At 60.4% G+C, this 21465-nt stretch carries 17 protein-coding genes; 11 read left to right on the top strand and 6 right to left on the bottom strand.

Translation table 11 applies throughout. From position 1 onward, the window contains the following. The first annotated feature begins 198 nt into the window (after nt 1-198). Entirely contained in the window at nt 199-2733 is a 2535-nt protein-coding gene (locus MUY35_RS16710; RefSeq protein WP_248370322.1) for a UvrD-helicase domain-containing protein, read from the top strand. A gap of 133 nt (nt 2734-2866) precedes the next feature. Here MUY35_RS16710 and MUY35_RS16705 read toward each other — a convergent pair whose 3' ends face one another. Both MUY35_RS16705 and MUY35_RS16700 read right to left on the bottom strand, forming a co-directional pair. Next, nucleotides 2867-3115 (bottom strand): ParB N-terminal domain-containing protein, encoded by a 249-nt coding sequence (locus MUY35_RS16705; RefSeq protein WP_248370321.1) that lies wholly within the window; start codon nt 3113-3115, stop codon nt 2867-2869. A gap of 432 nt (nt 3116-3547) precedes the next feature. Continuing rightward, nucleotides 3548-3763, bottom strand: coding sequence for a DUF1127 domain-containing protein (locus tag MUY35_RS16700; RefSeq protein ID WP_248370320.1), 216 nt, complete (start codon nt 3761-3763; stop codon nt 3548-3550). A 362-nt stretch (nt 3764-4125) separates the two neighbouring features. Between MUY35_RS16700 and MUY35_RS16695 the strand changes: the two genes are divergently transcribed. The 10 genes from MUY35_RS16695 (at nt 4126) to MUY35_RS16650 (ending at nt 16465) form a co-directional block, all read left to right on the top strand. Further along, nucleotides 4126-5202 (top strand): Mrp/NBP35 family ATP-binding protein, encoded by a 1077-nt coding sequence (locus tag MUY35_RS16695; protein ID WP_248370319.1) that lies wholly within the window; start codon nt 4126-4128, stop codon nt 5200-5202. 677 nt (nt 5203-5879) lie between these two features. Beyond that, entirely contained in the window at nt 5880-6395 is a 516-nt protein-coding gene (gene mraZ, locus MUY35_RS16690; RefSeq protein ID WP_248370318.1) for a division/cell wall cluster transcriptional repressor MraZ, read from the top strand. Then, complete coding sequence (gene rsmH / locus MUY35_RS16685) at nt 6388-7395, top strand: 16S rRNA (cytosine(1402)-N(4))-methyltransferase RsmH (RefSeq protein ID WP_248370317.1); 1008 nt, start codon at nt 6388-6390, stop codon at nt 7393-7395. The genes mraZ and rsmH overlap by 8 nt, the downstream gene beginning before the upstream one ends. Beyond that, nucleotides 7395-7736 (top strand): cell division protein FtsL, encoded by a 342-nt coding sequence (locus MUY35_RS16680; RefSeq protein WP_248370316.1) that lies wholly within the window; start codon nt 7395-7397, stop codon nt 7734-7736. Before rsmH ends, MUY35_RS16680 begins: the two co-directional genes overlap by 1 nt. Further along, a complete protein-coding gene (locus MUY35_RS16675) occupies nt 7733-9529 on the top strand; it encodes a penicillin-binding protein 2 (RefSeq protein WP_248370315.1) in 1797 nt (598 codons plus the stop codon). The genes MUY35_RS16680 and MUY35_RS16675 overlap by 4 nt, the downstream gene beginning before the upstream one ends. Before the next feature lie 20 nt (nt 9530-9549). Further along, nucleotides 9550-11040 carry a UDP-N-acetylmuramoyl-L-alanyl-D-glutamate--2,6-diaminopimelate ligase gene (locus MUY35_RS16670; RefSeq protein WP_248370314.1) on the top strand — a complete coding sequence of 497 codons (1491 nt, stop codon included), beginning with the start codon at nt 9550-9552 and terminating at the stop codon, nt 11038-11040. Further along, nucleotides 11037-12452, top strand: coding sequence for a UDP-N-acetylmuramoyl-tripeptide--D-alanyl-D-alanine ligase (gene murF, locus MUY35_RS16665; RefSeq protein WP_248370313.1), 1416 nt, complete (start codon nt 11037-11039; stop codon nt 12450-12452). Before MUY35_RS16670 ends, murF begins: the two co-directional genes overlap by 4 nt. A gap of 21 nt (nt 12453-12473) precedes the next feature. Further along, nucleotides 12474-13556 carry a phospho-N-acetylmuramoyl-pentapeptide-transferase gene (mraY, locus tag MUY35_RS16660; RefSeq protein ID WP_248370312.1) on the top strand — a complete coding sequence of 361 codons (1083 nt, stop codon included), beginning with the start codon at nt 12474-12476 and terminating at the stop codon, nt 13554-13556. A 104-nt stretch (nt 13557-13660) separates the two neighbouring features. Further along, complete coding sequence (murD, locus tag MUY35_RS16655) at nt 13661-15070, top strand: UDP-N-acetylmuramoyl-L-alanine--D-glutamate ligase (protein ID WP_248370311.1); 1410 nt, start codon at nt 13661-13663, stop codon at nt 15068-15070. A gap of 108 nt (nt 15071-15178) precedes the next feature. Next, nucleotides 15179-16465: a DUF3422 domain-containing protein gene (locus MUY35_RS16650; protein WP_248370310.1), complete on the top strand. Its 1287-nt coding sequence runs from the start codon at nt 15179-15181 to the stop codon at nt 16463-16465. On the opposite strand, the gene MUY35_RS16645 is transcribed toward MUY35_RS16650, so the two are convergent. The 4 genes from MUY35_RS16645 to MUY35_RS16630 form a co-directional block, all read right to left on the bottom strand. Continuing rightward, on the bottom strand, nt 16398-17462 hold the full coding sequence (locus MUY35_RS16645) for a YeeE/YedE family protein (RefSeq protein WP_248370309.1): 1065 nt from the start codon (nt 17460-17462) through the stop codon (nt 16398-16400). The genes MUY35_RS16650 and MUY35_RS16645 overlap by 68 nt on opposite strands. Before the next feature lie 175 nt (nt 17463-17637). Then, nucleotides 17638-18582 (bottom strand): ABC transporter permease, encoded by a 945-nt coding sequence (locus MUY35_RS16640; RefSeq protein WP_248370308.1) that lies wholly within the window; start codon nt 18580-18582, stop codon nt 17638-17640. Beyond that, nucleotides 18575-19585: an ABC transporter permease gene (locus tag MUY35_RS16635; RefSeq protein WP_248370307.1), complete on the bottom strand. Its 1011-nt coding sequence runs from the start codon at nt 19583-19585 to the stop codon at nt 18575-18577. The genes MUY35_RS16640 and MUY35_RS16635 overlap by 8 nt, the downstream gene beginning before the upstream one ends. 67 nt (nt 19586-19652) lie before the next feature. After that, the gene (locus MUY35_RS16630; protein WP_248370336.1) at nt 19653-21311 is read right to left on the bottom strand and encodes a peptide ABC transporter substrate-binding protein; all 1659 of its coding nucleotides are present in this window, start codon (nt 21309-21311) and stop codon (nt 19653-19655) included. Between the last annotated feature and the right edge of the window lie 154 nt (nt 21312-21465).

The raw sequence follows: 21465 nt of genomic DNA, 5'->3' as shown, positions 1-21465 counted from the left end.
GGCAGTCTTTCTGGAGGCGTTAGATGGGTCGGGAAGGGGCAGGTTGTCAATGGCGTGTCTTTATATATAGGGGCAGGGTGCGCCACGCCCCCTTTAGGGGGCGGAGAATTTCAGCCCGCAGGCGACAATCGGTTTGCGCGCAAAGAACATTCGTGGAACACTCTTCCCACCCGCATTCCCCGTTGATAAAGAACACCCATGAGCGAATTCGACGAAAACGACGCATTCGAGGCCGCCGCCCGCCCCAGCCTGTCGCAACAGGCAATGGCGGCGCGCCCGATGCCTTACCTTGATGGGCTGAACCCCGCGCAACGCGAGGCGGTCGAGGTGTTGAACGGCCCCGTCCTGATGCTGGCGGGTGCGGGGACGGGGAAGACCAAGGCCCTGACCACCCGCATCGCGCACCTTCTGAACACCGGGCAGGCGCGGACGAACGAGATCCTCGCCGTAACCTTCACCAACAAGGCCGCGCGCGAGATGAAAGAGCGTGTCGCCAGCCTGCTGGGCCAGACGGTTGAGGGGATGCCCTGGATGGGCACGTTCCACTCGATCTGTGTGAAGCTTCTGCGCCGTCATGCCGAGCTTGTGGGGCTGAAAACAAACTTCACCATTCTGGACACGGACGACCAGATCAGGCTGATGAAACAGCTGATTGCCGCCAACAATATCGACGAAAAGCGCTGGCCCGCGCGGCTGCTCGCTGGCGTGATCGACAACTGGAAGAACCGGGCTTGGACGCCCGAGGTGCTGCCGGCGGGTGAGGTCAACGCGTTCAATGGACACGGCCCCGAGCTTTATGCGCAGTATCAGACGCGGCTGAAGACCCTAAACGCCTGCGACTTCGGCGACCTGCTTCTGCATATGGTCACGATCTTCCAGAAACACGACGACATCCTGAAGCAATACCAAGGCTGGTTTCGCTACATCCTCGTCGACGAATACCAAGATACCAACGTGGCCCAATACCTGTGGCTGCGCCTGCTGGCGGCGGGTCACAAGAATATCTGCTGTGTGGGCGATGACGACCAGTCGATCTATGGCTGGCGCGGGGCCGAAGTCGGCAATATCTTACGGTTTGAAAAGGATTTTCCTGGCGCCAAAGTCGTCCGGCTGGAACAAAATTACCGCTCGACCGCGCATATTCTGGCGGCCGCCTCCGGCGTAATTGCGGGCAACGAAGACCGGCTGGGCAAAGAGCTTTGGACTGACGCCGAGGGCGGCGAAAAGGTCCGCCTGATCGGCCATTGGGACGGCGACGAAGAAGCCCGTTGGGTCGGTGAAGAAATCGAGGCGATGCAGTCTGGAACCGCATCATATGCTCGCGCCCGGTCAAATTCGCGTTCGACTTCGGCTGCACAAGAAGCTGAACGAAGAGCAAAGGGTGGAACCGTTTCGAAGAACCCTCAAGGAGATATTCACGAGCTAAACTTGCAGAGAGCTGGGGCGCTGTCTGAGGCGGGCAAAGGTAACATTCCCCTGCCGACGTCGTATGGTCTTGACGAAATCGCCATCCTTGTGCGTGCCTCCCACCAAATGCGCGCGTTTGAGGATAGGTTCCTGACCATCGGTCTGCCCTACCGCGTGATCGGCGGCCCACGTTTTTACGAGCGTTTGGAGATCCGCGACGCGATGGCCTATTTCCGGCTGGCGGTGAGCCAAGATGACGACCTTGCGTTTGAGCGCATCGTCAACACTCCGCGTCGCGGGCTTGGTGACAAGGCGGTGCAGACCATTCAGGGGCTGGCGCGCCAAAACGGCGTGTCGCTGGTCGAAGGCGCGCGAATTGCGGTCGAAAGCGGTGCGATCAAGGGCAAGGGTGGCAAGGGGCTGGCGGAACTGGTCATGGGACTGGACCGCTGGTATGCCCAGTTGCGTGCCGAGGACGACACCCATGTCGAAATGGCCGAGGTGATCCTCGAGGAAAGCGGCTATACCGAGATGTGGCTGAACGACAAAACGCCCGAGGCACCGGGGCGGTTGGAAAACCTCAAGGAACTGGTCAAGGCTTTGGAAAGTTTCGAAAACCTGCAAGGGTTCTTGGAGCATATCAGCCTGATCATGGACAATGACAGCGACGACGCCGAGGAAAAAGTGACCATCATGACGCTGCACGGCGCGAAAGGGCTGGAGTTTCCCGCAGTGTTCCTGCCGGGGTGGGAGGATGGGCTGTTCCCATCCCAACGCTCGATGGATGAAAGCGGGCTGAAGGGCCTCGAAGAAGAACGCCGTCTGGCCTATGTGGGTATCACACGGGCCGAGGAGATTTGCACGATCTCGTTTGCCGCCAACCGCCGCGTTTACGGCCAGTGGCAGTCACAACTCCCCTCGCGCTTCGTCGATGAATTGCCCACCGACCATGTCGAGGTGCTGACCGCCCCGGGCCTTTACGGAGGCGGCTATGGCGGTGCGGCAGGCGATTTCGGTGCGTCACTGTTGGAGGACAAAGCCAGCCGGGCGGACGCCTATAACTCGCCGGGGTGGAAGCGGATGCAGGCACAGGGCGCACTGCGTGCCAAGCCCAGCCCCAACGAATCGCGCGGGCTGGTGATTGATCTTGAGGCCGTTTCGTCCTTCACGCAGGGCGACCGGGTGTTTCACACCAAGTTCGGCTATGGCACGGTGATGGGCATCGAAGGCGACAAGCTGGATATCGAGTTTGACAAGGCGGGAGCGAAGAAAGTCGTTTCCAAGTTCATCGTCCCCGCAGCGCAGGCGGGCGACGTGCCGTTCTAAGAGAGGGTCGGGCCATCAGCGCCGATCTGCGCCGCCAAGCGCCTGCATTGAGAGCGATGCCGTTATCCCGGACCACGCGTTTTTCCGGACCATCAAGGGTCGGCTGAGTCGTGGGCGAACAACGGATCCCGGATCAGTGCAGCCGCGCGCGCACCTTGTAGCCTTCAACCGTTCCTTCACCCAGCTTTTTCAGGGCTTCCAGCCGGTGTAAGCCTTCAATCAGCACATAGCCCTTGGCATCTTCGCGCACGCGGATGGGCGTTAACTGTCCGTTTTCCAGAATATCCTCGGCCAACGCATTGGCTTTGTTGTCCTCTAACGTCTTCATGCGCTTAACAGGGACGCGGATCGCAGAGATGGGGAGTGTTTCTTTTTTCAGCATGTCCCAAGCCTGCACGCTGAGCAAAAAATAAGCCAGCGTTATTGGACGTGTTCGCCGTCCAAGCGTCCGGCTTCCTGCCCGTTCGAACAGACAAAAAAACGGCGACGCCCGGGAGGAGGTGGGCGCCGCCGTTCATATCTGATGCGGGGCCCTGGGAGGAGGTAGGGACCCGTCTTCAGGTGGCTCGGGATCTGGGAGGAGGTAGACCCGTTGCCGTATCGGTTCACCCTGGGAGGAGGTAGGTGTGAACCGGATCTTGGGGGTGCGGTAGCGCCAGGGAGGAGGAAAGCGCCACCGCGACCCGCGGACCTTCTAAGGGAGGAGGACGAAGGCCCGAAACTTTTGTGATTGTGCGGCGGAACCGGGGAGGAGGTCGGTCCTGCCGCCAATCAAAGCCACCACCCGGGAGGAGGTAGGCGGTGGCCAGGAAACTTAGTTGCCGTAAACGGCCATGTGGGCCACGAAGCGGACCGAGCCGCGGCTGATGCCCAGGTCTTCCAGTTCGCGATCGGACAGGCTGCCCAGCTCGCGGACGGTTTTACGATATTGAGCCTGGCTTTCGAATTGCTCTTTCCACTCAGCGATGCGTGCGGAAATACGATCAACGATGCCGGCGGGAGCCTGAAGAATTTCAGTTGCATATGTCATTGTCTTACTCACTTTCATCTCAGTCGCAGAACTCTGCGGGGCGGGGCGGCGAGGCCGCTGTTGTTTGTTGGCGCTCACAGTGTCGCCTTGAGACAGAAGATGGGGCTAATGCTGCAGATGCACAATGGCCCACATCTGCAAACCCGATATGCGGCGGGCGCATACGTAAAAATGACATAAAAATAACCCCTTGCGGGCACAATGGGGTTGACCCAAGGTCAATTGCTGCAATGCAGAAATGGGCTTCAAGTGAGTTGACTTTGGGTCACTTTGGTTGTGGCCAGAATGGATCGGGCGGGCCGATGCCTCTTGCACCTGCCGGGAAAGCTGCCAAGTAATGGGCGAACCCGAAGGAGGTATGAATGTCGGATATGCGCGAAAAGATCATGGGCACCCTGTCCTCTATTGCTTTGCCGGACGGCGGGGATCTGGCGTCTCGTGACATGGTGCGTGCGCTGACGGTCGATGGTGGAGCGGTGAGTTTCGTGATCGAAGCCGAAACGCCCGAGAAGGCGTCGGGTATGGAAGCGCAGCGGCGCGCCGCCGAAGCCGCCATTGCTGCGCTGGATGGTGTCGAACGTGTCTCGGTCATTCTGACCGCGCATGGCCCGGCAAAAGCTGCAACCCCACCACCGAACCTGAAAATCGGCGGCCACCCAAAGCCGCAGGCTGGGCCTTTGCCGGTGCCGGGGGTCACGAATGTGATCGCCATCGCCTCGGGCAAGGGGGGTGTTGGGAAGTCCACGCTCAGTTCGAACCTCGCCGTTGCGCTGGCGCGTCAGGGGCGCAAGGTGGGGCTGTTGGATGCCGATATTCTGGGGCCTTCACAGCCGCGCATGATGGGCACCAGCCAGCGCCCATCTTCGCCTGATGGGGAGCTTTTGATCCCGGTTCAGGTCCATGGCGTGAAAATGATGTCCATTGGTTTGATGCTGAAATCCGATCGCGAGGCGGTGGTTTGGCGTGGCCCGATGTTAATGGGCGCATTGCAACAGCTGTTGTTCCAAGTCGATTGGGCGCCGTTGGATGTACTGATCATCGACCTGCCACCCGGCACCGGCGATGTGCAGCTGACGCTGGCGCAGAAATCACAAATGACCGGTGCGATCATTGTATCGACGCCGCAAGATATTGCGCTGCTGGATGCGCGTAAGGCGATTGATATGTTTGACAAGGTAAAGGTGCCAATCCTTGGGTTGGTCGAAAACATGTCCACCTATGTCTGCCCCAAATGCGGCCACGAGGCGCATTTGTTCGGCCATGGCGGTGTGCGCGAGGAAGCCGCAGCGCTTGGTGCGCCCTTCCTTGGCGAAATCCCCCTGTCGCTGGACGTGCGTCTGGCTGGCGATAGTGGCACACCCGCTGCAGCGGGCGAGGGGCCGTTGGCGGATGCCTATGCCGCACTGGCCCGCGATCTGGTCACACGCGGCATCGCTTGACCAGATAGTCTTGATTATCGTCTGTCCCTTTCGTTAAGGGGGCAGCCCGGCCTTTGGATGGGAAATCATGGCCCGCGCGCCGTTAGTGCGGTGGGAAACCATGGGCGAAGCGCGAAAAGCGGTCGAATCAAACCAAAATCACTGCCCATTTATTGACTTGTGAAGGTTGCCTGCCTTCTGCGAGCGTCCAGATTTCCACTTTAGCGTAAGAAAAGTGGGAAATCGGGGGAATTATTTTTTCTGCATGTGCAGCACTATATCTAGTGTGGTTTTGTGCGAATTGCAGCTAGGTGTCGTGGTGATCCTGCGAAAAACCCTACTAGATATTGTTTACCACATCCCTCTAAAACAATATCTGGACATGGCTTCCCATAAAAAACTATTGCGTCCCACGATTTCCCAAGCTATCCCTAAATACAAGATGAGGACGGGACATAAGAGGCAACAAGACCTCGAGACACTCCCAAGTCAGGTTTCATACAGGCACCCGCTTCATCCTAAGAAAGAGATCCGGCGCGAACGCGAGCAGACATCCCCCCAGGTGGCGCGCGCAGCTGGACACCCGGAAACGGGACAGGCGGCGGATTGGGCAGTGGCAGCAGCTCAATCCGCCGTTTCTATTTCAGCCCTAAATATTCGGGGCGCAGTGAAGTTGGGACAGTGAAGGAGCCGCGAAAGTGGCACGTAGGTTCAGAGGCGAAAGCCACCATAAGGTGGACGCGAAGGGCAGGGTTTCGATCCCAGCCCTGTTTCGCCGTGTTCTGGAAGCTGGCGACCCCGACTGGACCGATGGTCTGAGCCCTAACATTGTCATTGTATACGGCGACCACCGCCGCAATTTCCTTGAATGCTATACGATCGAGGCCATCGACGAGGTCGATACGAAGATCGCGAACCTGCCGCGCGGCTCGATCGAACGGCGCATGCTGGAACGGCTGTTCAGCGGTCAGTCGCTGCCCACCACGGTGGATGAGACCGGGCGGCTGGTGCTGCCCGCAAAGTTGCGCGCCAAAATCGGGCTTGAGAACGAGGCGTTTTTCATCGCCACCGGTGATACGTTCCAGATTTGGAAGCCCGAGACCTACGAAAATGTCGAAATGGCCAAGGCCGAGGCTTGGTTGGATGATCAACCCGAAGACTTCGATCCGCTGACGCTTCTAAGTGGCGGGTCCGTTTCCGGAGGGGATGGCTGACATGACCGACCCGGCTGCCACCGAAAAACGTCCTCATATCCCAGTTCTATTACGACCGCTTTTGCAAGCGGTCGCGCCTGTTTCTGGCGATTGGGCGGATGGCACGTTCGGGGCAGGTGGGTATACACGCGGATTGCTGGACGCAGGCGCGGACTGGGTTTGCGGCATTGACCGTGACCCGATGGTGTTCGACATGGCCGCCGACTGGGTCGCCGAGTATGGCGACCGGCTGGCCTTGCGTGAAGGCACATTCTCGGACTTGGACGAGTTGGCAGGGCGCCCGTTGGATGGTGTGGTGTTGGACCTTGGCGTCAGCTCGATGCAGCTGGATCTGGCAGATCGCGGGTTTTCCTTCATGCGCGACGGGCCGCTGGACATGCGGATGAGCCAATCCGGCCCGACCGCCGCCGATATCGTCAATCATGCCGACGAAGAAACGCTGGCCGATATCCTTTATCATTACGGCGAAGAACGCGCCTCGCGCCGGATTGCGCGGGCCATTGTCAGGGCGCGTGCTGAGGCGCCATTTGAAACGACGTTGCAATTGGCCAGCATCGTGGAAAAATGCCTGCCCCGCTCGAAACCCGGTCAGAGCCACCCGGCCACACGGTCGTTTCAGGCGATCCGTATCGCGGTGAACGACGAATTCGGCCAACTGATCGACGGGCTGGAGGCCGCCGAGCGCGCCTTGAAATCCGGTGGCAAGCTGGCCGTCGTGACCTTTCATTCAATGGAGGATCGCGTGGTGAAGCGGTTTTTCCAAGCCCGCGCTTCCGAAGGCGGGGGCGGGTCGCGCTATGCACCGCAAGAGGCCGCAGAAACGCCGCGCTTTAAGCTGACCCCGCGCAAAGCCATCGCGCCGGACGCAGATGAGCTTGCCGTAAACCCCCGCTCGCGGTCATCCCGCCTGCGCGTGGCCACCCGAACAGATGCGCCTGCCGGGCCATCCGACCGGCGCAAACTTGGTCTTCCACCCCTTGTTTTCAAGGACAAATCATAATGCGTAGCTTGCTTTACATCACATCCGCTTTGGTCGTCATGGCACTGGCTTACTGGGCCTATTCCGAGAACTACAAAACCCAAGCCTCGTTGGATCGCGTCGAAGATCTGCAACGCGAAATTGGCCTGATGCAGGAACAACTGGCGGTGCTGCGCGCTGAATGGGCGTATCTGAACCGCCCCGATCGGCTGCGTGATCTGGCCGAGCTGAATTATGATCGCCTTGGACTTCTGCCCTTGGCACCCGAACAATTTGGACGTGTCGATCAGGTGTCGTATCCCATCGAAGAGTTAGAGGAGATCACGGAAGCTTTTGATGTATTTGGGGAGATTGAGCAATGACCCGCGTCCCCCTGCGCCCGCTGGCGCGTATTTTAGAAGCCCGCGCCAAGGGCGAAAACCCCGATGTGATCGAACGCGAGAACCTGCGCCATCGCCACGAAGAAATTCGCGACCGTTCACGTCTGCGATCAGAGGGACGGCTTTTGGTGCTCGCCGGCTTGTTTTTGTGCGCGTTCTTGGTTGTTGGCGGCCGCATGGCGGTGCTGTCTTCAACAGAACCGCAAGAGCCGCGCGCGCAAGCGCCGGGATCTGCGATTGCAACCGCGCGGGCGGATATTGTGGACCGTCAAGGCCGCATACTGGCCACGAACCTTGTGACTCACGCGCTGTATGCTCAGCCACCGCAAATGGTTGATCCGGCCCGTGCAGCGGATGAGTTGATCAAGATATTCCCGGACCTTAAGCGAGAGCGCCTGATCAAAGACTTTACTGGAACGCGCAAGTTCTTGTGGATCAAGAAGAAACTCAGCCCTGAGCAAAAGCAGGCGGTGTTTGATATCGGCGAGCCCGGCCTTTTGTTCGGACCCCGTGAGATGCGGCTTTACCCCAATGGCAAACTGGCCGCCCACGTGATGGGTGGCGCGAGTTTTGGCCGCGAAGGCGTCAGCGCCGCCGAGGTGATCGGCGTGGCGGGCGTTGAAAAGCAATTCGACGATTATCTGCGCGACCCGGCCAATGGCGACAAGCCGCTTGAGCTGTCACTTGATCTGACCATCCAGACCGCGATTGAACGTGTCTTGTATGGCGGCATGAAACTGATGAATGCCAAGGGGGCCGCGTCAATCCTGATGGATGTGCATACCGGCGAGGTGATCTCGGTCGTGTCGCTGCCCGACTTCGACCCCAACAAACGCCCACGCGTGCTGACCAAGGGTGATCAATCCGATAGCCCACTGTTCAACCGCGCGGTGCAGGGGGTGTACGAGCTCGGGTCCACCTTCAAGATTTTCACAGCGATTCAGGCGATGGATTTGGGTCTGGTGAACGCGAATACGGTGATCGACACGGATGTTCCGATGAAGATCGCTGGCTATCGGATCGGCGAATTCAAAGGCAAGAATTACGGCGAACTTAGCGTGACCGACATTATCGTGAAGTCCTCGAACCGGGGCACCGGGCGGATGGCTTTGCAAATCGGGCCAGAGCGTCAACAAGAATTCCTGCGCTCGATCGGGATGTTTGACCGCACCCCGTTCGAGATCGTCGAGGCGCGCGGATCGCAGCCATTGTTGCCCAAGAAATGGGGCACGCTCAGCTCGGTCACGATCTCATACGGGCACGGGTTGTCGTCCACCCCGATGCATTTGGCGGCGGGCTACGCGGCGATCGCCAATGGCGGATTCGCCGTCAAGCCTACCGTGCTGAAGCAAGATCGGCTGGCGCGGGGCGAGCGGGTGATGTCTTCCGCCTCTGCAGCCTCGGCACGTGATATGTTGCGCAAGGTTGTCACCGAAGGCACCGCGTCCTTTGGCGAGGTGGCTGGCTATAAGGTGGCTGGCAAAACCGGCACCGCCGACAAACCCAAGCCGCGCGGCGGGTATTACGATGATAAGGTGATCAACACCTTCGCCAGCATGTTCCCGGCGGACAATCCGAAATATGTGCTGGTGGTGACATTGGACGAACCGGTTGAAACGTCCGGTCCCAAGCCCCGGCGCACAGCGGGCTGGACCTCTGTTCCGGTCGCGGCGGAAATTGTGCGCCGTGTCGCGCCACTTCTGGGTTTGAAGCCTGAACCTGAACCTGTCGTTGAAACCCTCTTGCCAACTGGGGTAACACTCACCTCGAACTGATCTGGATGGGCGGGACAATCATGGGCGCTGAAACGACAACCAAATCCCTGGCTGAACTGGGACTAAGCGCCCGAGGTGGCAAAGCGACACATATTACGGGCTTGTCGGTCGACAGTCGCCTTGTGAAGCCGGGGCATCTGTTCGCAGCGCTTCCGGGGGCGAAAGTGCATGGGGGTGAGTTCATCCAATATGCGCTGCGCATGAAGGCCGCTGCGGTCCTGACCGACCCTGAGGGCGCGAAGATTGCGAAAGCTGAACTGGATGCATCCGACGCGGCCCTTGTCGTCACAGAAGATCCACGCATGGCGCTGGCCTATGCATCGGCGTTGTGGTTTGGCGCGCAGCCTGAAAACGTGGTCGCGGTTACGGGCACAAACGGCAAAACTTCGGTCGCGTCGTTCACCCGCCAAATCTGGACGTTGATGGGGATTGAAGCCGCCAACCTTGGCACAACAGGCGTCGAAGGCGCGTTCACCGCCCCCCTTAACCACACCACACCCGAGCCGATCACCCTGCACAAAGTGCTGGCCGAGATGGCAGGCGCAGGCGTGACCCATGCCGCGATGGAGGCATCTTCGCACGGGCTTGCACAACGTCGTCTGGACGGTGTGCGTCTGTCGGCGGCGGCGTTTACCAACTTCACCCAAGACCATTTGGACTATCACGAAACCTTCGAAGAATACTTTGCCGCCAAAGCTGGCCTTTTCGCGCGCGTGCTGCCTGAAGGGGGCACAGCTGTGATCAATATGGATGATCCCAAAGGGTCCGAGATGGCAACAATTGCAGACGCGCGCGGCCAACACCTTATCCGCGTGGGCCGAAGTGAGGTATGCGAATTGCGGCTGAAAGCACGCCGTTTCGATGCCACTGGTCAAGAATTGAGGTTCACATGGAATGGCAAAGCGCATACCACGCGCCTGAACCTGATCGGTGGATTTCAGGCGGATAACGTATTGGCGGCAGCTGGGCTTGCAATCGGCTGCGGCGCGGACCCCGACCATGTGTTTGAGACGTTCAAAGATCTCGAGACCGTGCGCGGTCGGATGCAGCACGCCGCGACCCGCGACAATGGGGCGGCGGTTTTTGTGGACTATGCCCACACGCCTGACGCCCTGAAGACCGCCCTGCGCGCGATGCGCCCACATGTGCTGGGCCGTCTTGTGGTGGTGTTTGGGGCGGGCGGAGACCGCGACACCTCGAAGCGGAAACTGATGGGGCAGGCGGCAGCACAGAACGCCGATGTGGTGTTCGTGACCGATGACAACCCACGCACCGAAGATCCTGCTGCGATCCGCGCGATGGTGATGGGCGGCTGCCCAGAGGGCGTGAATGTCGGTGACAGGGCCGAGGCGATCTTGCGCGGCGTTGATGCGCTTGGCCCCGGCGACGCGCTGTTGATCGCAGGCAAGGGGCATGAGACAGGCCAGACCGTTGGCGACGATGTGCTGCCGTTTGATGACGCCGAACAGGCGTCGGTTGCGGTGGCCGCACTTGACGGACATTTGGCATGAGCCTGTGGCGCGCAGAAGATGCCGCTGCCGCAACGGGCGGGCAAGTGCAGGGGAGCTGGGCCGTTGATGGTGTGTCGATCGACACGCGCACGATCCAGCCGGGCGATCTTTTTGTCGCCCTGAAAGACATTCGCGACGGCCATGACTTTATCGCTCAAGCGCTTGAAAAGGGCGCGGCGGCGGCGATGGTCAGCCGTATCCCGGATGGTATCGACCCCAGTGCCCCGCTATTGATCGTCGATGATGTGCTGGCTGCACTGGAAGCGCTTGGTCGCGCCGGACGTGCGCGAACGAAGGCGCGCGTCGTGGCGGTGACGGGGTCTGTCGGCAAGACCTCGACCAAGGAAATGTTGCGCGCGGTTCTGTCCGCGCAGGGCCGGACCCACGCCGCCGAGGCAAGCTACAACAACCATTGGGGCGTGCCGCTGACCTTGGCGCGGATGCCTCGGGACACCGAATTTGCCGTGATCGAGATCGGCATGAACCATCCTGGCGAAATAGGCCCGCTGGCCCGCATGGCGCGGCCCCATGTTGCGCTGATCACGACCGTTGCGGCGGCCCATCTGGAAGCGTTTGACGACCTTGCCGGAATCGCTCACGAAAAAGCTGCGATTTTTGAGGGGTTAGAGCCAGGCGGGACAGCCGTGATCAACGGCGATCTGGAAACCTCGCCCCTGCTTGCACTGGCAGCGGACGGCTATAACCTGCAAAGTTTCGGCGAGGGGGCTGGGAACGATCATCGACTGACCCATGTCTCACTGACCCCGGACGCCACGATTTGCAAAGCAATGATCGCGGGCGACGAACAGTTGTTCAAGATCGCGACACCCGGCAGGCATTTTGCGATGAATGGCCTTGCCACTTTGGTTGCGGTACACGCCTTGGGAGCTGACACAACGCTGGCGGCGCGCCATATGGCGACGTGGCAACCGCCCACCGGGCGCGGCACACGCGAACAGGTCATGCTGGATGCCAGCGAGGGCCTGACGCTGACCGTGATTGACGACGCGTTCAACGCCAACCCCACCTCATTGGCCGCCGCGCTGGAAGTGCTGGGAGCGATGGAGCCGGTTGACGGTGTGGGCCTTATCCAGAAAGGTCGCCGGATCGCAATCCTTGGCGACATGCTGGAACTTGGCCCGGACGAAGCCGCGCTGCACGCTGCCATTGCAGACCTGCCGTTCATCAAGCCGATTGACCAGATACATTGCGTCGGTCCGCGCATGCGCGCGCTTTGGGCGCGGTTGGACGGCGATCAACAAGGCGTTTGGGTGGAAACCGCCGCCGAGATGAACCCCCATATCCGCAAAATCGTAGACGCAGGCGATGTTGTGTTGGTCAAGGGGTCCAAGGGCTCTTTGGTGTCTCAGACGGTTGACGTCTTGCGCAAAATGGGCCAATCGCTCGACTAACTCCAAAAAGGGACCCACAATATGTTGTATTGGTTGACCGAGTTTTCGGACGGTGGCGATGTTTTCAACCTGTTTCGCTATATCACCTTCCGATCCGGTGGGGCGTTCTTCACAGCCCTTATCTTCGGGTTCATTTTTGGCAAGCCGCTGATCAATATCTTGCGTCGCAGGCAGGGCAAGGGGCAACCGATCCGCGATGATGGGCCTGAGAGCCACAAGGAAAAGCAGGGCACGCCGACGATGGGCGGGCTGTTGATCCTGTCCGCCCTTCTTGTATCGACCCTGATGTGGGCGCGGCTGGACAATCCCTATATCTGGATCACGCTGTTCGTGACCTATGGCTTTGGTTTGATTGGGTTTGCAGACGATTACGCCAAGGTGTCCAAGGCCACCACAGCGGGCGTTTCGGGTAAGCTGCGCATGGGCCTCGGCTTGGCGATTGCCGCGATTGCGGGCTATCTGGCGTCGATCAGCCACCCCGAGGGGCTGCAATTCCAGCTGGCGCTGCCGTTCTTCAAGGACACGCTGTTGAACATGGGGATGTTCTTTATCCCCTTCGTGATGATCGTCATCGTCGGGGCTGCCAATGCGGTGAACCTGACCGACGGTCTGGACGGGCTGGCGATTATGCCGGTGATGATCGCGGCAGGCACGTTGGGTGTGATTGCTTACGCCGTTGGCCGCGTCGACTTCACCGAATATCTGGACGTGCATTATGTGCCCGGCACGGGGGAGTTGTTTATTTTCACCTCGGCACTCATTGGCGGCGGGTTGGGCTTTCTTTGGTATAACGCCCCCCCTGCGGCGGTGTTCATGGGCGACACCGGGTCGCTGGCCTTGGGCGGCGCCTTGGGGGCCATCGCTGTCGCCACCAAGCACGAGATCGTTTTGGCCATCGTCGGCGGCCTCTTCGTGGTCGAGGCGCTGTCGGTCATCATTCAGGTGCTTTATTACAAACGCACCGGGCGCCGCGTGTTCCTGATGGCTCCGATTCACCACCATTTCGAACATCTGGGCTGGAAAGAGCCGCAGATCGTCATCCGCTTCTGGATCATCTCACTGATCCTCGCGCTGATCGGGCTGGCGACGCTGAAGGTGCGGTAACCACGCCGCACCGCCAAGATTTCAAGCCCTGCCTCTTAACAGGCGGGGCTTTTGTTTTTTCGTCAACTCCGGTAGCGATGAAGCAACGAATGCAGGAGGCGCGGATGATCCCGGTCAAAGGTTATGACGGCCAAAAGGTAGCGGTTCTGGGGCTTGGGCGCTCTGGCATTGCGACGGCACACGCACTGGAAGAAGGCGGGGCGGAAGCCCTGTGCTGGGACGACAGCGCTGAAGCCCGTGACCGCGCCGAAGGCCAGGCCCTGATCCTGCATGATCTGTCCAAACCAGAGGCCTGGAAGGATGTGGCCGCGTTGATCGTCAGCCCCGGCATCCCGCATCTTTATCCCGAACCCAACAAGATCATCGCCGCCGCGATGGAGGCAGGCGTGCCGGTCGACAACGATATCGGCCTGTTCTTTCGCAGCTTTGCCACCTACGATTGGGACAGTTTCGAAGTGTCGCCGAAGGTGGTGGCGATCACCGGATCGAACGGCAAATCCACCACCTCGGCCCTGGTCCATCACATCTTGCAAGAGGCAGGACGCCCCACGCAGTTGGCGGGCAATATCGGGCGCGGTGTGCTGGACATTGACCCCGCCCATGACGGCGAGGTCGTGGTGTTGGAACTGTCGAGCTATCAGACCGACCTTGCACGCGCCCTGACCCCGGACGTGGCCGTGTTCACCAACCTGTCGCCCGACCATCTGGACCGCCACGGCGGCATGGGCGGCTATTTCGCGGCCAAGCGCCGTCTGTTTGCAGAAGGTGGCCCGGATCGTGCGGTGATCGGCGTAGATGAACCCGAAGGTGTCTTTCTGGCGGGTCAACTGTCCGAAGGGCCGACCGATGACCGGGTGATCCGCATGTCTGTGGACCGCAAGCTGACCGGTCCCGGCTGGCAGGTCTTTGCGCGCAAGGGCTTTCTGTCCGAATACCGCAAGGGGCGGCAGGTCGGCTCGATCGACCTGCGGGGGGTCAAGGGGCTGCCCGGCACCCACAACCACCAGAACGCCTGCGCAGCTTACGCGGTCTGTCGCACGCTGGGGCTGGCGCCGAAACAGATCGAGGCCGCGTTTCACGCGTTCAAGGGCCTGCCGCACCGCTCGCAATTGGTGGGGGAACGCAACGGCGTGGCGTTCATCAATGACAGCAAGGCCACCAATGTGGACAGCGCGCGGGCAGCCTTGTCTGCGTTTCGGAATATCCGCTGGATCGCGGGTGGTCTGGGCAAGGATGGCGGGATCGAAAGCCTGTCCGCCGATGATCTGTCTGGCGTCACGAAAGCTTACCTGATCGGCCATTCAGCGCGTGACTTCGCGCTGCAACTGGGCGACGTGCCGCACGAGATTTGCGAAACCATGGCGCAGGCCGTCGCGCAGGCGGCGGCTGATGCCCAACCCGGGGACACCGTTTTGCTGGCGCCAGCGGCTGCCAGTTTCGACCAATATCCGGATTTCGAAAAGCGCGGCGAGGATTTCTCCGGGCAGGTTGCAGCCCTGATCGCCAATCCATAGCCTCGGCGGTATCCCGCAGCATACGAAGCACCGCGAAAACCCCTTGTTATAAAGGGTTTGCAAGGCGTCCTTGCTCTGCTACCTCTGTCGCAAAAGGAAGGGCGCGCGATGTTTTCACTGGACGATCACCCACAGCGTTACGAGCTGGCAAACGAGTTACATGCCCGCCCGTCGCCCGCGTTGAAAGCGCCGGGGACGGCGGTGTATCTGGCGGTGAAGCGACCAGAGAATGCGGCCAGTCGGGATCGCGATGCAGACCGTGCGCATCTGATCGACCTGCTGGATCGGTTCGGCGCCCCCCATCCCGGCCCCGGTGCGAACCACTATTTCGGGGCAATCGGCCGCTATCATCTGAAATGGGAACAGCATACCGAATTCGTCACCTATACGGTATTCGGTGATGGCGTTGCCTCGCGTGCCTTTGATCCCGCCGCCTTCGACGTGTTTCCCGATGATTGGCTGCAAACTGCCCCGGGCAAGCGCGTGACATCGGCCCATATCCGTATCGACACGATGCCCGACACCGAAGACGAGATGAATGAGGCGATCAGCAAGTGGTTCGTGTCGGAAAGTGTCGCCTCGACCTGGGTTCTGGAACGCGCAGCGATGATCGCTGGGGATTTCCGCATTGACCCGGCGGGCCACATGCGCTTTGCCGCCTTTATCGGCAAGGATGCCGGCGACAGTCGCATCGGGCGGATCGTTCAGCGCCTGTGCGAGATCGAGACCTATAAGTCCATGTCCATGCTGGGCCTGCCGTTGGCGCGTAACCTACAGGCCAAGCTGGGTCATCTGGACGGAGAGTTGACCCATCTGGTCAGCGCCATGTCGCGCGATGACGAACCCGCCGAAGCGACGTTGGACGAATTGCTTCAAATCTCGTCCGAGCTTGAGGATTTGACGGCGGCGACCTCGTTTCGGTTAAGCGCCACGAAAGCCTATGAGGCGATTGTGCATCAACGGATCACCTCGCTGCGTGAAGCCCGGTTCATGGATCGCCAGACCCTCAGCGAATTCATGATGCGCCGCTATGACCCGGCCATGCGCACGGTCAAAAGCGCCGAAAAGCAGCTGACGGCGATGGCGCGGCGGTCGATGCGCGCGGGCGATCTGTTGCGCACGCGCGTCGATGTGCAGCGGTCAGAGCAGAACCAAGCCCTGCTGGAAAGCATGAACCGGCGCGCCGATATGCAGTTGCGGTTGCAGGAAACGGTCGAAGGCTTGTCCGTCGTCGCGATCAGCTACTACGCCGTGTCGCTGGCGGGCTATCTGGCCTATCCGCTGACGGACGTGCTTGGCATCTCGAAAGGGATGCTGACCGCGGTGCTTACGCTGCCTGTGGTTGGGCTTGTGTGGCTGGCCGTGCGACGGATCCGTCATTCGATCGAGAAGTGACGCGCGCATCAACGCGCCCCGCAACCCATGCGCCCGCCGATATGGCCAGCAGCGCCAACACTGCCGCGACCGACAAAGTGGCTACGCCGGAAATACCGGCACCCACGGTGCAACCGCCAGCCAGCACGCCACCAAAGCCCATCAAAGCGCCGCCGCTGAGGTAACGCCCCATCTGGGCCGGGCCATCAAAGCCCTGCCATTGGAAGCGGCCGGCGAGCAGCGCAGACGCCAGCGCACCAAGGATCACACCACCGATCAGCCCGGTGCCGAAATTGCCGCCAACGGCCGAAGACGCGGCCGTCCAGAACAGCGTGTCGGCCAACGGCGCGGTGAACGAGAGGCTTTCGAAGGTGATCGGATCGAACTCGTCCTGCAGCACAAGCCCGGTGCCCAGCCACCCCAACGGGATCAGGGCACCCAGAAGTGCCGCAAGAACCAGCGTTCCTGCACGTGGGCGCGATTGGGCCACGAGATAGCCTGCAAGCACCAGCGGCACCGCAGCTGTCCAGATGGGCAGGGTCGGGGCAGGGGTGACCACAGCCTCCAACGCGACGCGGGCGGGGGCCAGCAATCCTTTCAACGTGGCAAGCGCGGCCAGTGCGGCGACACCCAGCACGACCAAAGCGCGCAGGTTGCCCGAAGCGCCAAGCACAGCAAGGCGCGACAGGCAGCCGCGTGTCATCACCATGCCGACGCCGAAGATCAGGCCGCCGATGATGATCGATAGAAAGGGCAGGTTTGCGGCTTGGAAGCGGTGGGCAGAGAATTCGACCCACCCGGCCTGAACGATGCCTTGTGTGCCCAGCACGGCGACGGCCAGTGCCGTCACCCAAATCGCCAAGGCGGATCGGTTGTCACCGCCGCCACCAATCAGGCCGCGGCGCAGGCAGAAACGTGTGATTTCCGCCAGAACACCAAAGGCCACACCAAGTCCCAATCCAAAAAGGATCGAGGCTGTGCGTGGGGTCAGGGTCTCAAAGCCAAAGGTCTCAAACATCTTCACGTCTCCGCATTTGGGAATATGTTCCATCTGGCGTCTGATTTTGGGTCTGACAAGGGTATGTGTGGTGTGGCGCGCGCGGCTTGACAGAATTATTTCCTGCGCAAAGGTGTCTGGCGTGAACATCGTGCATGCCATCGGCGGTTATGGTGAACCGTAATTGGTTTTAAGGTTAACTACCGACCTGTCGCGTTCTTTTTAACCGGGTCCGCCCGCCGTGCGACTTGCGCGGGTCTAACGCGTCGCGCAATCCGTCCCCCATGTAATTCACACTCAACACCGTTAGCGAGATCGCAAGCCCCGGCCAGATCACTCGTGCCGGGGTCAGGGTCATGTAGTTGGTGCCATCAAACAACAAACGACCCCAGGTCGGAACATCCGATGGAAAACCCAGTCCCAGAAAGCTAAGCGCGCTTTCGGTGATGATCGCGTGACCAATTCCCAGCGTGGCCGAGACCATGATCGGGCTGAGCACATTGGGCAGGATGTGACGCCCAATCATTGCAAAGGGCCGCGCGCCAAGGGCGGTGGCAGCCATGACGAATTCACGTTCGCGCAGGGCCAGAACCTCGCCCCGCACGATCCGCGCGGTTTGCATCCAACTGGTCAATCCGATGACGCAAACGATCAGTAGGAATATCCCGAATTCGGGGCCGAATTGCGCACGCAGGCTGTCGCGCCACAACATAATTGCGACCAATAGCAGTGGCAGCAGGGGCAGGGACAGGAACAGGTCGGTCAGGCGCATAAGCGGGCCGTCCCAGCTGCGAAACACGCCCGCGACCACGCCGACCAGCGTGCCAAGGCACAGGGCCAGCACCATGGCCACTAAACCGACCAACAGCGATATGCGCCCGCCAGCCAGAAGCGCGGCCAAAAGGTCGCGGCCCAGTTGGTCGGTGCCAAGGGGGTGGGCCAGATTAGGCCTTTGGTTTTTCGCGGCAATGTCGATCTGCGCGGCATCAAGGCTCCAGATTAACGGGCCGAGAAGAACGGCGAGGCTGATCAGCCCAAAGACCACAGCGCCCGCAACCGCGCCGGGATGGGCGCAGAAGCGACGCCAAACTGTTGCGCGGCGTGGCGGGTGTGTTGCTGTGATCATCACCGGCTCAGTCATACCGGATCCTCGGGTCAAGAAGGCCATAAAGGATGTCGGCCATCAAGTTGAACGCCACGATCAAGACCGCGAACAGGAAGGTCAGTGTCTGCACCAGCGGCACGTCGCCATTTTGTATACCGCTGATCAAAAGTTGCCCCAAACCGTTCACCTTGAACACCTGCTCGGTGATGATCGCGCCTGCAAAAACGTGCGGCACCGTCAGGGAAATGACGGTCACCACAGGAATCATCGAGTTGCGCAGCACGTGGCCCAACATCACGCGCACCTCGCTCATCCCCTTGGCGCGGGCAGTGCGCACGTAATCCTGATGCAGATTGTCCAGAATGGCGGCGCGCATGTAGCGGCTGAACTGGGCCGCATTATACAGCGCCAGCACCGCGACCGGCATGATCATCTGGCGCATCTGAACCACAAAGCTTTGCCAGTCCGAGACTTTGTGGGTCGTGTCATAAATCGACGGAAACCACCCCAGTTTGACCGAAAAGATGATGATCATCAGCACGCCCAGAAAAAAACTGGGGACCGAAAAGCCAACCATCGCGATGAACGTGCCGACCTGATCGACCCAGCCATATTGGCGATAGGCCGACAGGATGCCCAGCGGCAGGGCGATCATGATGCCGATCAGCATGGCCAGGCCGACCACCCACAGGGTTTGGGGCAAACGCTCGACGATCAGGTCAACAACGGGCGCGCGCGCGGACCAGCTTTGCACCCTCAACCGGTCTTCGCCAAGCCCGCCCCAGCCCGTCAACGCCTCGATCAGGTTCAGCGGTTCATAGATGAAAAACTGTTTGCACCACAAAAGATAGCGCACGTGCGTGGGGGCGTCCAAGCCAAGGCTGGTGCGGATTTGTTCGCGCATTTCTGGCGGGATGGTCAGGGGCAGGTTGGCCGTTGGATCGTTCGGCGCTAAGTCGATCAGCAAAAAAATCACAAGGCTAATCGCCAGCAGCACCGGAACAGAAAAGGCAAGCCGCCGCAGCGTATAGGTGAACATAAGGCGACCTGCGGTCCTTCGGGGCTGCCCGCCGCCGGTGGCGGGCGTTGGCGCTAGTCTAGCGGGCTTACTTGGCGCGGGTCCAGTCCGCGATGTTCCAAAGCTCGCTGTCCCATGAATTCATCCGCACCCCTTCAAGCGTATTGGCCTGCGCCGAGACGTCGCCGCGATGCACAAGCGGGATCAATGCGCCCGCTTGCATCAGCATGTCATTCATCGTGCGCGCAATGGCGGCGCGGTCTTCCAGAACAGCGGTTTGCGCCAGCTCGATGGCCAGCGCATCGTAGGCCGGGTCACAATAGCGCGGGATGTTGAAACCCAGCCAGTTGTTGGTTGGCTCAGGAATGCTCTTGCAGGTCCAGTTGTTCAAGTAGGCCTCGGGATCAGTGCCGGGGAAGAAATTGGTGAACATCTGGATGTCCGCATAGAATTTCTGAAACGTGTCCGGACTGGCTTGATCGCCGCCAAAAAAGACCGAGGGGTCAATGTGGCGCAGCTCGGTCTCGATGCCGATCTCGGCCCACCAGGATTTCAGCAAGGCCTGCGTGTCTTGGCGCACAGGGTTGGTCGATGTCTGGAACAGCACCGACAGACGCACCCCATCCTTTTCGCGCACGCCGTCCCCGTCGCTGTCCACCCAGCCCGCGTCAGTCAAAGCCTGAGCCGCACCGGCTAGGTCTTGTGTCAGACAAGCGTCATTTGTGGTCGAGGCATAGATTGCCGGGGCGGGAAGGATGTCGCAGGTCGGTTTACCTGCTGCTCCGTATCCCAGTTCAGCGACCACGGCGCGGTCAATGGCCGCCGACATTGCGCCCAGAACGGCGGGATCGGTCAGGAACGGATGCGCGCCGCCTTCGCGAGTCGATCGCGCGTCGCCCAGCCTAGCGGACGGGTCGGTGCGGTTGATCATCAGCCGTTCGACCGGCGTGCCGAAAGACCGGATAAGGTGGCCTTTCCCGCTTTCGGCCATTTTGTTCAGGATGGCGGGGTCAACCTGAAGGTTCCAAGCGTAATCCATTTCTCCGGTTTCCAGCACGGCGCGCGCGGCCCCTATGGCATCGCCACCGCCCTTGAACGTCACCGTCGCAAAGCCCGGTTTGGCTGGGTCGCGGTAGGCGGGGTTTGCCTCAAACGTGACCACATCGCCGGCGCGAAACTCTGTCACTCGAAACGGACCAGTCCCGATGGGCGCGAAATTCTGCGCGGTACAGCTGGGAGCGCTTGCGCCGACGCAGTCCGCGAACTGGGCCTGTTGAAGAATGGGCGTTTCCACACCGACCAGTGGGCCATAGGGGAACGGTTTGGAGCCTGCGAAGGTGATGCGGACGGTCAGATCATCCAGTGCCTCGACCTGCGTTACGTCAGAGAATTTAGTGGCCTGCTGGCAACCACCCTCTGGCGCCATGCAATAATCGGCGGTGAAGACAACATCATGCGCGGTGACTGCGGTGCCGTCCGACCATGTTAGACCCGGCTGCAAGACCCACGTGATCGTCGTCAGGTCCTTCGAGATGCCGCCATTGGCTAAGGTGGGAATTTCTACGGCTAGCCAAGGAGTTAAGCTGCCTTGTTCATCATACCGCGCAAGGGGTTCAAGAACCATCGATGCCGGTTCGATGTCTTTTGGGCCGCTGGACAGATAGGGGTTCAGGATCGTCGGCGCTTGCCAGTAGAGAATGTTCAGATGGCCTGCATCGCCGCGCTCGGCCACAGCCGCGGCGGGCATCAATGACAGCGCAAAAGTTGTGGCAAATCCCCAAGCAGAAAATCTATTGTGTCCCATCCCTGTTCCCCCGAACATTCGTCTTTTTTGTTGTGCAAACCGCCTCGTTCGCGGCTGGTACTATCCCCGCGCAGCGTGCGCCCCAAACACCTGCTTC

Origin of the sequence: Aliiroseovarius sp. S1339 (assembly GCF_023195695.1) — a bacterium.
Taxonomy (GTDB): domain Bacteria; phylum Pseudomonadota; class Alphaproteobacteria; order Rhodobacterales; family Rhodobacteraceae; genus Aliiroseovarius.
Note: the sequence above shows the minus strand (reverse complement) of the source record. Positions and strands in the feature narration are given on the sequence as shown.